The organism is Amycolatopsis sp. VC5-11, assembly GCF_037034185.1.
Lineage (GTDB): Bacteria > Actinomycetota > Actinomycetes > Mycobacteriales > Pseudonocardiaceae > Amycolatopsis > Amycolatopsis nivea.
Window position 1 is genome coordinate 13,920 of record NZ_JBAGKF010000023.1, and the last position, 13,411, is coordinate 27,330.

The following is a 13,411-nucleotide window of genomic DNA, read 5'->3' on the forward strand; positions in this document are numbered from 1 at the left end:
ACAGCTCAGTGGCGGACGGCGCTCAGCCATACCGGCGCAGTTCGTGGAAAAAGTCCTCGATGACGTGCAGTCCGCCGGCGTCGGACACTCTCTCGTGGACGAAGGCCCCGACCGCGAGGTCGAGGACGCCGAGCCCGAACGGGGAGAAGATCAGCGGCCGGTCGGCGGGCGGGCTGACCCGGCCCGAGAGCACGTCGTCGAGGGTGCCGAGCAGGAAGTCCCGGCTGCCGGTGCGCTGCTCCACCAGATGCGGCGACGTGTTGGCTTTGAGGCAGTGGTCGACGTCGTCGACGAGGTTCGCCGACGCCAGCAGGATTTCCGGGGCCAGGTCGCGCAGGGACACGTGCAAGACCAGCGGATTGTGCGAGAACCACGAAGGATCGTGCACGTGCGGTTCGCCGGCGATGGTCGCGAAGACCACCAGCTCGCTGTCGCGGATCAGGCCCTCGGCGGTTTCGTGCACGCTGATCTCGCCGGTGAAGCCGGACTGCTCGAGGTAGCCGCGGAATCCGGCGGCGCTGTCCGGGTGCAGGTCGTGCACGTTGATTTCGTCGAATTCCCAGCCGGTCCCGGCGAGGAAGGTGTGGATGTAGCGGGCGATCAGGCCGACGCCGAAGAATCCGACGCGCCGGGGCCGCTGCCGGGTCCGGCTGAGCCAGTCGGCGGCGAGCGCGGCGGACGCAGCGGTCCTGGTCGCGCTGATGATGGAGCTTTCCAGGCAGGCGAACGGATAACCGGTCGCGAGGTCGTTCAGGATCAGCACCGCCGACGCCCGCGGGATCCCGGCGGCGACGTTGCCCGGGAAACTGGAGATCCACTTCAGGCCCGCGACATTGGTCTTCCCGCCGAGCGAGGCGGGCAGGGCGATGATCCGGTCGGCCGGACGGTCGGGGAAGCGCAGGAAATAGGACGGCGGGTTGACCGAATCGCCGGAGCCGTGCACCCGGTACGCGGTCTCCACGAGGTCGACGACCTCGCGTTCGCGCCCGGCCAGCGCCTGCTGGACCTGGGCGCCGGAAATCACCGCGAACGGCGGCACGGCGACCGGGTCCGCCGAAGCGGATCCGGCGGTGAAGGATTGCGTGGTCACTGATTTTTCCCCTCAGACGCGAGCGAGCAATCGGAAAGCCGCACCGGATCGGCCAGCCCGACAAGCACCTCGCGCGGGCCCTCGTAGGCGTCCCGGCTGTGCGCGATGCGGACGTTGTCGACCAGCAGCAGATCGCCTGCCTGCCACGGTTCGCGCACGGTGTGTTCCTCGTACACCTCGTTGAGCAGCTGCACGACGTCCTCGCCGATCGGGTCGCCGTTGCCGAAGCGCGTGTTGAACGGCAGGCCGTCGGCCCCGTAGATGTCGACCAGGTACTCGTGCACCTCGGGGGCCATCGTCCACTCGTTGAGGAAGGCGATCTGGTTGAACCAGCAGGGCCTGCCGGTGACCGGATGCCCGACGATCGCGTCGCGGCGCTGCCGGGTGCGCAGGCCGCCGTCGGGCTGCCACTCGAACTCGATCCGGTTGGCGCGGCAGTACTCCTCGATCGCGGAGCGGTCCTCGGTGCCGAACGCCTCGGCGACCGACGCCCCGATCTCGTCGTTGAAGCTGCGGGTGAGCAGCCAGCCGTCGCGTTCGAACCGCGCGCGCAGGTCGGCGGGCAGCGAGGCCAGCACGGCGGTGGAATCGCTGACCCCGGTGACCCCGCCCGACGACGGCGGGCTGACGCAGGCGAACAGCAGCAGTCCCGGGAATTCCAGGGTGTAGCTGAGTTCGTGGTGCATGCACATCGGCTGGTTCGGCGGCCATTCGGTCGAGGAGTGCACCCCGCCGGGATAGGTCGTGCGGGGCGCGAAGGCCTCGCGCTCGGTCGTCAGCAGGTCGGTCAGCCGCCCGAACACGGCCGCGACCGCGGTCCGTTCGGCCAGCCCGAGACCGCGGACGAGCACCGCGCCGTGTTCGGCGACGAGTCTTCGCACGGTCTCCCGGTGCGTGCTCGCCCAGCCGGCCGGGTCGCCGCCCGCCTCGGCCCGCAGCACCGCGGGCAGCCCGGGAGAGAAATCCGGCTCGGGCGGGGACGTCTTCGGCAGGAATTGGGACAACGACATCGGGGAATCCTTTCGATTTCCGCGGTTCGCGTGGGTCAGGAGTTTCCGGAAGCGGGGGACCGGCTGTCGATCAGCGCGGCCAGGTCGGCGAGCACGGGGTGCTTGGCGACGTCCTTGATCGAGACCGCGCGGTCGAGCGCGATCGCCAGCTTCACCGCGGACAGCGACGTGCCGCCGCGGTCGAAGAAATGGTCCCGGCGGCCGACCTGGCCGGCCCGGATGCCGAGCACGTCCGCCCAGGCCGCGGCGAGCCGCTCTTCGGTGCCGGTGACCGGCTGGTCGCGGTCTTCGTCCGCGACGTCGAGCTCGGCGGCCAGCGCGGCGAGGTTCTTCTTGTCGATCTTCCCGTTGGCGGTCAACGGCAACTGCTCGCGCCAGTGGAACGCCGCGGGCAGCATGTACTCCGGCAGCGCGGTGCCGAGGTGCTCGCGCATCAGCTCGTGGTCGAGCTGGTCCGGACTGGAGTAGAACGCGACCAGCCGCTTGCCCTGCCCGCCGCGGTCGGCCACGACCACCGCGCCGTCGCGCACGCCGGGCACCTGCAGCAGCGTGTTCTCGATTTCGCCGATCTCGATGCGGAAACCGCGGATCTTGACCTGCGCATCGCGCCTGCCGAGGAATTCCAGCTTGCCCTCGGGCAGCCAGCGGCCGTGGTCGCCGCTGCGGTAGAGCCGGGCGTCCGGGCGGTGCGGGTCGGCGGTGAACGCCCGCGCGGTGCGTTCCGGGTCGTTGACGTAACCGCGGCCCACGCACACCCCGGAGAACACGATTTCGCCGGGCGCGCCGAGCGGGACCGGGTCGAGCCGCTCGTCGACGACGTACACGCGCACGTTCTGCACCGGCGGCCCGAGCGGCACCCGCTCCCGGGTCGGCGCGCGGTCCATCACCTCGTGGTTGGTGTCGTCCGAGGTTTCGGTGAGGCCGTAGGCGTTGACCAGCTTGACGTCCGGCATCGTGGCGAACCAGCGTTGCGCCAGCTCGGTTTTGAGCGCCTCGCCGGTCACCGACACGCAGCGCAGGTCCGGCAGCGCGACCGGGTTCTTGTCCACCGCGGACAGCACGACCTCGAGGTAGGAGGGCACGACCTGCAGCACCGAAACCCCGCCGCTGCCGAGTTTGCCCACGAACCGGTCGGCGTCCAGGATCACGTCCTGTTCGATCAGCAGCGTGGTCCCGCCGACCAGCAGCGCGGAAACCAGCTGCCACAACGAGATGTCGAAGCACTGCGGCGCGACCTGCGCCACCACCGATTCCGCGGTGATGCCGAGGTCGTTGATCTTGGCGTAGAGATGGTTGACCATCCCGGCGTGCTCGCACATCGCGCCTTTCGGCTCGCCGGTGGAGCCCGAGGTGAAGTAGATGTAGGCGAGCTGGCCGGATTCGACGGCGACGCCGAGGTCGTCTTCGGAGTGGTTCTCCTCGTACGCGGCGTCCACGAACAAGGTGCGCACGCCGGGCAGCGATTCGACCGCCTTGCGCAGCGTCGTCGTGCTGCCCGGTTCGGTCAGCACCAGCTCGCAGTCGGCCCGGCGCAGCGTGGTCGCGATGCGGTCGGTCGGGAAATGCGGCTCGATTGGCAGGTAGACGCCGCCCGCCTTGAACACGGCGAGCACGGCGGCCATCCAGTCCAGGTTGCGTTCGGTCACGACCGCGACGACGCCTTCGCGGCGCAGCCCGCGCGCGATCAGCGCCCGCGCCAGGCGGTTCGCGCGCCCGTTGAGCTCCCGGTACGTCCACTTCCGGTCGCCGTGCACCGCCGCGATCGCGTCCGGATTCCGCGCGACATTGCGCTGGAACAGTTCGTGGCAACGCAGGTCCGGCACTTCGACGTGCGGCCCGGCGAGGCCTTCCAACTGCAGTTTGAGCTCCGCGGCCGACAGCAGGGTCGTTTCGCGATGCGACGCGGTGACATCGGTGCGGATCTGGGTGAGCGCGCTCAGGTGGTAGCCGAGGATGCGTTCGGCGGCTTCGGAATCCAGCACCTCGGTGCGGAAACACAATCGCAGCATCTCCAGGTCCGGTGAAACGTCCAGCCGCAGCACGGTGTCCCCGGCGAGGTCGCCGTCGGTGCCGGTCGGGTCGAAGACCGTCTCGAACGGCGGCGCGCTGATGCCGAGTTCGGCGCGCAGCTCGTCGACCGGGAAGTCCCGGAAGGCGAAAGTCTGCGCGTCGATTCCCGCGGTGTGCTCGATCAGCTCGCGCCAGGTGCCGGATCCGGTGCTGAGCCGGCAGGGCAGCGGCGCCCCGCCCGGCTCGGCGACGTAGCCGGTGCACACCTCGGTCTCGCCCGACAGCGCGGCGAGGACCTTGGCGTGCGCGGCGAGCAGCACCGAGCTCAGCGGCACCCGCAGCTGCTCGGCCAGCAGCCGCAGCGCGGCCGCGAGCCCCCGGGGGACCGGCGTTTCGTGGTCGCCGATCGCGGAGCCGGCCTCCAGCGTCCAGCGCGGGACGCCGGTGCGGCCGCCGGCGGTGAGTACTTCGCGCCAATGCTCGCGAACCGCTCCCAGTCCGGTTCTCATGGGTCGTCCTTCCCGTGATTGTCGGTGGTCCGTCACGATCTCGCCGCCGGCTGACGGCGGTCCGCCCGGATCTCGTGCGCGGGGTTCCCGCCCCAGTGCGCGCGATCCGGGACCTCAGTGCCCTTCATGAGGAAGGAATCGGGGGCGAGCGTCGACCCGTCGCCCATCGTCACGCCGTAATGCACCAGTGCGCCGACGCCGACCGTGCACCCGCTGCCGATGGAGATGCGGTCCATCTTGAAACCGCCGTCCTCCTGCGAATGGCACTGGACGACGGAGCCGACGTTCAGCGTGACGTCGTCTCCCAGGCGCACCAGCGTTTTCTCGATGATGCCCGCGCCGTCGTCGAACAGCCGCTTGCCGACCTTGATGCCGAGCAGCCGCCACAGCACGCCCTTGAACGGGGTCCCGTCGAGCACGCGCAGGTGGGCGTTCGTCGCCGCGGCTTTCCAGAACCGTTCCTGCCGCCAGAACCGCCGGTCGTAGATCGAGCAGCTCAGCGGGCGCAGCGGCCGGATCAGCACGGTGATCCGTTCGAGGGCGACGAAGAAAACCGTGCCGTACACCAGGATGGCCAGCGTGTCGAGCGCGAACAGCGGGGCGCCGATCCGGTCGTAGTAGACGTCCGTGGCCCAGGTCATCAGCAGCAGCCCGTAGAAGAACAGCCAGTGGGACAAGGCGTACAGCAGCATGCCCCCGGCGTTGTGCCGGTTCTTGGCGGCCAGCCTGCGCCGGAATTCCTCCGGGGTCTTCGGGTGGTCGAACTGGCTGTCGCGCTCCACCGAGCGCGGGATCTCGAAGCTGGGGGAGCCGAGCAGCCCGACGCCCTCGCGCACCGGGCCGTCGAGCGGCACCAGGACCTTGGTGGCGAGCAGGCAGTTGTCCCCGGTTTTGGCGCCGGCGGGGTAGACGACGTGGTTGCCGAGGAAGTTCCGCGCCCCGACGCGCACCCGTGAAAGGCGGAAGGAGGTGCTGGTGTACTCGGCGTTGACCACCGAGAGCCCGTCGGCGACCATCGTGCCCGCGCCGGCCTCGAACAGGTACGGGTTCTCGAACTTCTCCTCGAGCCCGAAATTGGACCCGGTCTGTTCTTTCTTGGAGACCTGGCAGCCCAGCGCGCGCAGGAAATGCACGATGGCCGAGCTGTCGCCGAGCAGGGTCTTGAAGAACCGCAGGTTCGTGAGCACGCGGATGGCGCGGTGCGCGGTGTAGCGGAACGTGTAGAGGCGGTAGACCTCGCCGGGTTTGAGCGCCAGGTTCAGCAGGCGCGGCACCAGGGTGACGATGAGGAACCCGGTGAGCCGCAGGCCGAAGTACAGGACGAAGGAGACGACGAGGGCTTTCCCGTAGAACTTCGGGGAGGTGAAGTCCATGACGGCCGAGCCGAGGCCCATCGCCGGGCTGAGGTTCGGCAGCGTGTTCACCAGGAAGCTGAGCAGGCCGAGCACCAGCGGAGCCAGGAGGAGGACCGCGGTCAGCGTCTGGCGCACGGCGAAGAACGCCCGCCGGACGCTGCCGCAGGCTCGCGGTTCGACGCGTCGGTAGACCACGTCGGCGGGGACGGCGGGGACGCCGTGCCAGCTCTGCCCTTCCGGAACCGCCTGCCCGGCGTGCAGCGAGGAGGCGTGCCCGAGCTGGGCGTTGTCGCCGATCCTGGTCTCGATGTCGAGCACGGCCATCTCGCCGACGTACGCGTGCGCGCCGATCGTGACCGGCCCGGTCCGGATGAGCCCGTTCTGCGCGCGGTAGGTGGTGAAGTAGGTGTCCTTGCAGACCACCGCGCCTTCCCCGACGGTGAGCAGATCGGTGCACACCGGGACGAATCGCGAGAAAATCGTGACGCCCCTGCCGATTTTCGCGCCGAGCGCGCGCAGGTACAGCGAATAGAGCGGGGAGCCGACGAACAGCGGGACCAGCGGGTTCCGCTGCACGAGGGTCTTGACCACCCAGAACCGCACGTAGCCGAGGGTCCACACGCGGATCTCCCTCGGTTTCCAGCGGCCGACGAGGATCCATTTGAGCGCGATCGGAAGGGTGCACAGAACGGCCAGCACCATCGCGCCGAACCCGACCGCGCGCAGGTACTCGTCGAGCAGGCCGGTCCCGGCCACGATCCAGTCGGCGCCCGCGCCGAGCACCTGGGCGACGAGCCAGGAATACGCCAGGAAGACCGCCAGCTGCAGGATTCCGCAGCCGAAGTATTCGAGCCCGCTCGCCCGCTTCGCCGGCGCCGCGGGGGCCGGGGCCGGCGCCTCGGCGGGGACCTCCTCCGTTTCGGACAAAGCGGAGACGAGACTGGCGATGGTCGGGTTCCGGTAAATGTCCTTGATGGAGACCGCGGGAAGATCGGCACGCTTGCGCACTCGCGCGCAGAACTGTGCCAGCACGAGCGAGTTGGCCCCGAGATCGGCGAAGAAGTTGCTGTCGACCGACACGTTTTCCTGCCCGGTGACGTCGGCCATCACCTGGGCGAATGCTTCCTCGGTGTCGGGTGCCGGACCGGGGCGGGCGGTCGGGTACTCGGTGAGATCCATATTCCTAATGATCGGTGGATGTAACGCCGACGTAACCTACGGACGTCGGTGTTGACAATTTCGTGACCTGTTCGATGCGTGTCGCGGCTGACAAATACGGCACGGCTGGATATTGAGGTCTAGACCACGCGAACGGCCATTTATCTGGCAAAGAGGACTTATGCCGTGAATACCCTTTGTTTTTCAACAGCCAGTGGCAGCTGTCGACGGATCCGGGACGATCCGGCGAAGGGTTCCGGTGAAGTCTGATCGTCGTCGTGCGTTTACCGCAAACCGATCCTCCGCACGGGCGATGTTACCAGGATTTCCCTTCTTCCGGGGCCCGGATTACCCGGTCGGCGCACGCCGAACTGCTCCGCTGGGGTGAAATCCGTGGCACGAAGAGTGGCGCGAAGTCGCTGTCCGGAGGCGGTGTCCCGGCTCGTCGCGATCGTGCCGGGCGGCCGTCAAGGTTCCTTGGTCCTCGAATTGGGTGACATTCCGCGTCGGTCTGGAATATGCAAGTGCTGCTTCGCGGGATTGGTGGCACTTTCGAGGGAATTGCGGTCTTGTTCCCGGGGTTTATGCCAACAAGGTGAACCGTGCGGCAGACGGCCGGTGCGGTTGCGCTGTTCGGCCGGAACGATGTTGCTCCGGTGCGTTTTTCCGGGGGTGTGCCTCTGGGCGGCCGGTTCCGCCGGAAGCTCGCACCGGGGCTTTCCCGGATGAAAACGGCCAGGTGCGGTCTTTTCGCGCCCAGTGGTCGAGGTGAAGCGAAACGTCGGACTGGTGACAGGAATTATGTCGCTTCTCGCGGCTTTCCGGCGCTCCCGAAACATTTTCGTGTTGTCCGGGTGTGCCCGCCCTGACATCCAGGCGACGCGGCGGTGCCCTTGCCCGGACAGGTGGAGACCCGCGGCCGCCTCAAGCCGCGCTCTCTGCGCGGCGGGCGGCCCTGTTCTCCCGTGCTGGAAAGATCAACTCAGGCCCTGCTGGCCGCCGCCGAGGTGTTCCTGAACCTCGACGACGGCGCGAGCCCGGTCCAGCGGCATCCAAAGTGGACGCTCAGAGTCTCCGGCTTCCCCTGGCGAGAAGGCTCACCATTGTCCGTAGTGGACAGTCTCGGTCTCCGGCTTCCGGCGGCGGGTAGCCGGGGAGGCGCCGGCGGAGATCTTGGCGTCGGCGTCGTGGCCGATGGCGATAGCGCCGATCGGTTCGTGGGTGTCGGGGATGCCGAACTCGGCACGCAGATTGTCGAAATCCTCGGCGCCGATGCCGAAATACACCGCGCCGAGCCCCTCGTCGACCACCGTCTGCAGGATCAGCAGGACGGCCATGCCAGTGTCGATGTACCAGAACGGCACCGGCCAGTGGTCCTCGCTGCGGTCGGTCCAGCCCTTGTCCGGCTGGGCGTAGCGGTCGAGGTAGACGTCCTTCACCGAGAACGGGATCACGATCACGGGCGCGGCCTTGGTGTCGTCGCCCAGCGTCCAGGACTCGAGGGTGTCGGCGAACCGCCGCACGTCGTCGCCCTGGAGCACCAGAAACGCCTGCCCCTGCGAAAACCCGGCGGACGGCCCGCGCAGCGCGTTGCGCATGATCCGGCGGAGGCTCTCCTCGGCCACGGGCTCGTCGGTGAACTTGCGCACCATCCGCCTGCGCCGCACTACTTCCTGAAACTCCACGGTTGCCCCCTGTAACGGCGTTTTCGGGCAACTGTAGCGGCCTTCCGCTGCTCACGGTGAGATTTCGGCAGGCGAGGAGCCGGACGCGGCGGTCCGGCGAGCCGAGGAGAGGCCTCCGTCGACGGCGGTCGAGAAGGCTGCTTTGCGAAGTGCGGACGAACGCGGCGCGGTGGATTTGGAGTCTCGCACGCGATGTTGCCGTTGCCGGTGACGGGGCCCAGGGCCGGTGAGGTGATGGGGCTGGGACTGGTGAGGTGATGGGAGGGCGAGGCCGGTGGTGCTGGCCCGCGGTGTCGTTATCGGCACCGCGGGCACGTGATGGGGCGGTGCCGTCACCGGCACTGCGGGCCGGTGAGGTGATGGGACGGGCCAGAGATGGCACGGGGCCGGTGATGGGCGCGTGATGGGACGGGATCCGTTGCCGGTGACGGGGAGGGTCGGCCGTGCTGTCCGCGAAACGTCCCGCCGCCAGCAATGCGCCCCAATGCGGCATTGGGTGCATCCCACGCACCGAACGCCACATTGGGTGCATCTGACGCACCCAATGCCACATTGGGGAGCTACCCGCCATCCACTCAACCGCGGCCTGCGCGCTACCCCATCCGCTCAGCCGCGACCTGCGCTGCCCGCGATCCGCTCAACCGAGGCACCATCCGCTCAACGAGGTCCGCGCGCTGCCCGCCATCCACTCAATCGTGGCCCGCGCATTGATCTGGGCAGTGAGCCGGGCACGACCGCCGACCTGGCCGGTGCGGGGACCTGGCGCGCGGCTGCCGACCTGGCCGGGCCCCGGAACCTGGCGCGCGACTGCCGACTTGGCCGGGCACCGGAACCTGGCGCGCGACTGCCGACCTGGCCGGGTGCCGGAATCTGGGGCACGGCCGCCGAACCGTCCGGAGGCCGGAACCTGAACTCGCCGGAGCCGAAAAACCCTCATTCGTTCCCACCCGGAAAACACCGCCCGGCCGGAGGCATTAGCCTGCGGCCGGGCGCGTGTTTTCTTCGTGCGCGGAGGACTGGGTTCCGGGCACCGGAACTCCGGCGGGGGAGCGAACGCCTCGTCCGGCCTTTCCCGAAATGATCAATCCGGAACCCGCCGAGCCCGAGCCCTTATTTCCCGGCGCGCTTTTTCGCGGTGCGCTTGCGGGGTTTCGGCTCCGGCTTCTGGCTTTCCTCGTAGGCGGCGATCACCTCGCGCGGGATGCGGCCGCGTTCGGCGATGGCCCAGTTGTTGTCCAGCGCCCACGTGCGGATCGCCTTGGAGCGTTCGCGTTCCTCGGCGGTCGGCGCGGCCGTGGCGCGCACGGTCGTCTTGCGGCCGCCGGTGCGGCGGGCGGCGGCGATGAACGTCGAGAGTTCGTCGCGCAGGGCGGCGGCGTTTTCGTCGGACAGGTCGATTTCGTACTGGACGCCGTCGAGTCCGAAGGGGACGGTCTGCCCGGCTTCGGACCCGTCGAGGTCGTCGATCATCTCGACGAGGACTTTCTGTGCCATCGCGGCGGCTCCTCCTGGAAACGGGACGTGGTCACCGCAGACCATAACAGGAGTCCACTGTGGCTGGTCGCCGGAGACAATGCGCGGCCGTCCGCGGGGGAGAACCGGCCGCCCGCCGGGTAACAAGGGTCAGGAAGTTTTCTGCTCCGGCACTGGATCGGTCAACGCGCCGAAGCGGTGGCCCATCCGGTCGCGTTTCGTGCGGAGGTAACGCAGGTTCTGCGGAGTTTCGACCGCGCGCAGCGAGACCTGCTCCACGATCCGCAGCCCGTATTCGCCGAGTCCGCGGTATTTCTCCGGGTTGTTGGTGATCAATCGCACTCTCCGGACGTCGAGATGGCCGAGGATCTGCGCCCCGGAATCATAGGAGCGGGAATCCACGGGCAGACCCTGCGCGACATTGGCGTCGACCGTGTCGAGACCCGATTCCTGCAGGGCGTACGCCTGGATCTTGTGCGCCAGCCCGATCCCGCGCCCCTCGTGGCCGCGCAGGTAAACGATCACCCCGCAACCCTCGTCGGCCACCGCGCGCATCGCTTGTTCGAGCTGAGTGCCGCAGTCGCAGCGCAACGAGCCCAGGATGTCGCCGGTCAGGCACTCGCTGTGCACCCGCACCAGCACGCCTCGCTCGGAGTGACCGGCCGCGGCGACGTCGCCCATGACGAGGGCGAGGTGTTCGGCTCCGTCCACTTCGGACCGGTACGCGACCGCGCGGAAATCGCCGAAGGCGGTCGGCATCGAGGCGGTCGCGACCGGTTCGACGAGCCGCTCGGTCCGGCGTCGATGCCGGATCAGATCGGCGATCGCGACGACCGGCAGATCGTGTTCCGCGGCGAACTCGGGTACGGCCTCGTCGCGCAGCATTTCGCCGTCCGGGCCGATCAGTTCGCTGATGACACCGACCGGTGCCCGGCCAGCCAGCTGAAGCAGATCGACGGCGGCTTCGGTGTGCCCGGCCCGGACGAGCACGCCGCCGTCTCGTGCCCGCAAAGGAAAGATGTGGCCCGGATGGAGAAGGTTATTGGGCGTCGTGGCCGGATCGGCCAGTGCGCGGCAGGTGAGCGTACGAGCCGTCGCGGACACTCCGGTCCCGGCGTCCGTGTGATCCACGGAGACGGTGAACGCGGTGCCGTGCGCGTCCCTGTTCTCCGCCACCATCGGCGGGAGCGCGAGCGCGTCGGCGCGTTCCCCGGTCATCGGCGCGCACACGATTCCGGTGGTGTGCGCGACGAGGAAGGCCATCTGCTCGGCAGTGACACTGTCGGCCGCGAGCACGAGGTCGCCCTCGTTCTCCCGGTCGTGATCGTCGACGACCACGACCATCCGGCCTTCCTCGAGCGCGAACACGGCCGCGCGCACGCTGTCCGCGGTATCCAGCATGGCGAACCTCCCTGAATCTCGCCCGGAGTTACTGTGCAATAACCATCGGAGCGAGCTGAACTGGAACTATCGATGTCTCAATGTTATCCGTCAATAACATCGAGCGGAAGGGATTCTGCTCACTCGGCAGGGAGCACGCCCGACTGCCGGAGATCGCGGACGAAACATCCGAGCAGGTCCGCGAACCGCGCCCGGGCCTCCGGGGACCACGCGGCGAGAGCGTCGCCGACCTGCGTGGCCCGTCGTCGTCGTTCGAGGTCGAGGACCCGCCGTCCCGCGGCCGTGACGGCCAGCGGGCTGGCCCGCCCGTCCTCGGGATCGGCCCGGCGTTCGACCAGCCCGGACCGCACCAGCCCGGCGACCTGGCGGCTGACCGTCGAAGGGTTCACGCCTAGCACCGCGGCGATTTCCCCGGCCCGGAACGGACCCTCCTCGGCGAGCATGGCCAGCAGCGGCAAGCACATCGGCTCGTCCGGCGCTGCTTCCGCTCGCTTGACCAGCCGCGTCAGGACGAGAAGCTGGTGCGTCACCTGGTCGGCGAGGTCGAGGTCAGACATCAGCGCGAACGTGCCGGTCGCGCCCGGCTCCGTACCCGGTGAAGATCATCACGACACTCAACGCGGTGAGCGCGACGAGCGCGCCGGACCAGCTTCCGGTGGCGTCGTGGAGGATGCCGAGCACCAGCGGTCCGGCCGCCGCGACCAGGTAGCCAATGGACTGCGCCATCCCCGCCAGCGCAGTCGTCTCGCGCGGACCGGTGGCGCGCTGGCTCTGGAAGCTGAGCGCCAGCACGAGACAGATCCCGCTGCCCAGTCCGAGCAACGTGCACCCGACGATCGCGATTCCGGGTGCCAGAAGAAGAATCGCGAACCCAGCCGCAGTGACCGCCGAGGCGGCGGCCGCCGGAAACCGCTGGTCGGCCCGGCCCCGGGTGAGCAGGGGCAGCACCATGCCGGTGGCGAGTGCGACGAGCTGGTAGTAGAACAGCATCCAGCCGGCCGCCGCGGTGCTCATGCCCTGCCCGATGAGGATGCTGGGCAGCCACGCGACGGCGGTGTAGAAAGCGAGCGATTGCAGGCCCATGAACAGGGAAACCTGCCATGCCAGCCAAGATCGCCACGGCGTCGGCGCGTGCGAACTGCCCGTCCGCGCCCCGGCATCCGGCCGCGAACCGCGCAGCCTCGGCAGCCATCCCGCCAGCGCGGCCAACGCGACGACCACGCCCCAGCCCAGCGCGGAATGCCAGCCACCCGGCAAAACTCCCGCCAGCGGAACGGAAATCCCGGACGACACCGCCGCGACCACACCCATGACCGTGACGTAAAGCGCGCTGACAGTATGGATTCGCGAGGCTGGCACGTGAGCGCGAATCACTGTCGGCAGCAAGACATTCCCGACCGCAATCGCCGCGGACAGCAACACCGTCCCGACGAACAAACAGGCAACCGACGGCAGCGACCGAACCACTGTGCCCACCGCCAGCACCGCCAGCGAAAGCACGAGCAACCGCGTAGACCCGATCCGATGCGAGACGCGCCCGACCAGCGGCGAAGTCACGGCGAACATCAACAACGGCAATGTATTCAACACGCCGCCCGCCGACGCAGGCAGCCCCGTGTCGTGTTCGATGGCAGGCAGCAACGTGCCGACGCCAGTCAACGTCACGCGCAAATTGGCGGCCACGAGAAGGATCGCGAGCAACAGCCCCACGGACCACTCA

9 protein-coding genes are annotated in these 13,411 nt (G+C 68.8%); all 9 read right to left on the reverse strand.

Annotation, left to right across the window (positions count from 1 at the left end; translation table 11 throughout):
- Positions 1-22: 22 nt before the first annotated feature.
- Entirely contained in the window at positions 23-1,090 is a 1,068-nt protein-coding gene (gene sbnB, locus WA670_RS39880) for a 2,3-diaminopropionate biosynthesis protein SbnB (protein ID WP_238605558.1), read from the reverse strand.
- Positions 1,087-2,100, reverse strand: a complete 1,014-nt coding sequence (locus WA670_RS39885; protein ID WP_051728773.1) for a TauD/TfdA family dioxygenase — start codon at positions 2,098-2,100, stop codon at positions 1,087-1,089. The genes sbnB and WA670_RS39885 overlap by 4 nt, the downstream gene beginning before the upstream one ends.
- 35 nt (positions 2,101-2,135) lie before the next feature.
- On the reverse strand, positions 2,136-4,619 hold the full coding sequence (locus WA670_RS39890; RefSeq protein WP_238605559.1) for a non-ribosomal peptide synthetase: 2,484 nt from the start codon (positions 4,617-4,619) through the stop codon (positions 2,136-2,138).
- A 32-nt stretch (positions 4,620-4,651) separates the two neighbouring features.
- On the reverse strand, positions 4,652-7,153 hold the full coding sequence (locus WA670_RS39895; RefSeq protein ID WP_336161262.1) for a Pls/PosA family non-ribosomal peptide synthetase: 2,502 nt from the start codon (positions 7,151-7,153) through the stop codon (positions 4,652-4,654).
- A 1,076-nt stretch (positions 7,154-8,229) separates the two neighbouring features.
- Complete coding sequence (locus WA670_RS39900; protein ID WP_037810670.1) at positions 8,230-8,817, reverse strand: nitroreductase family protein; 588 nt, start codon at positions 8,815-8,817, stop codon at positions 8,230-8,232.
- A gap of 1,110 nt (positions 8,818-9,927) precedes the next feature.
- A complete protein-coding gene (locus tag WA670_RS39905; protein ID WP_043839812.1) occupies positions 9,928-10,311 on the reverse strand; it encodes a histone-like nucleoid-structuring protein Lsr2 in 384 nt (127 codons plus the stop codon).
- A 129-nt stretch (positions 10,312-10,440) separates the two neighbouring features.
- The gene (locus WA670_RS39910; protein WP_336161265.1) at positions 10,441-11,691 is read right to left on the reverse strand and encodes a bifunctional 3,4-dihydroxy-2-butanone-4-phosphate synthase/GTP cyclohydrolase II; all 1,251 of its coding nucleotides are present in this window, start codon (positions 11,689-11,691) and stop codon (positions 10,441-10,443) included.
- A gap of 119 nt (positions 11,692-11,810) precedes the next feature.
- The gene (locus WA670_RS39915) at positions 11,811-12,248 is read right to left on the reverse strand and encodes a MarR family winged helix-turn-helix transcriptional regulator (protein WP_336161267.1); all 438 of its coding nucleotides are present in this window, start codon (positions 12,246-12,248) and stop codon (positions 11,811-11,813) included.
- Positions 12,241-13,401, reverse strand: coding sequence for a CynX/NimT family MFS transporter (locus WA670_RS39920; protein WP_336161269.1), 1,161 nt, complete (start codon positions 13,399-13,401; stop codon positions 12,241-12,243). Before WA670_RS39920 ends, WA670_RS39915 begins: the two co-directional genes overlap by 8 nt.
- Between the last annotated feature and the right edge of the window lie 10 nt (positions 13,402-13,411).

Coding starts and splice junctions, on each gene's coding strand:
- WA670_RS39885 (WP_051728773.1), bottom strand. CDS start 2,100: ATGTCGTTGTCCCAATTCCTGCCGAAGACGTCCCCGCCCGAGCCGGAT.
- WA670_RS39890 (WP_238605559.1), bottom strand. CDS start 4,619: ATGAGAACCGGACTGGGAGCGGTTCGCGAGCATTGGCGCGAAGTACTC.
- WA670_RS39895 (WP_336161262.1), bottom strand. CDS start 7,153: ATGGATCTCACCGAGTACCCGACCGCCCGCCCCGGTCCGGCACCCGAC.
- WA670_RS39905 (WP_043839812.1), bottom strand. CDS start 10,311: ATGGCACAGAAAGTCCTCGTCGAGATGATCGACGACCTCGACGGGTCC.
- WA670_RS39910 (WP_336161265.1), bottom strand. CDS start 11,691: ATGCTGGATACCGCGGACAGCGTGCGCGCGGCCGTGTTCGCGCTCGAG.
- WA670_RS39915 (WP_336161267.1), bottom strand. CDS start 12,248: ATGTCTGACCTCGACCTCGCCGACCAGGTGACGCACCAGCTTCTCGTC.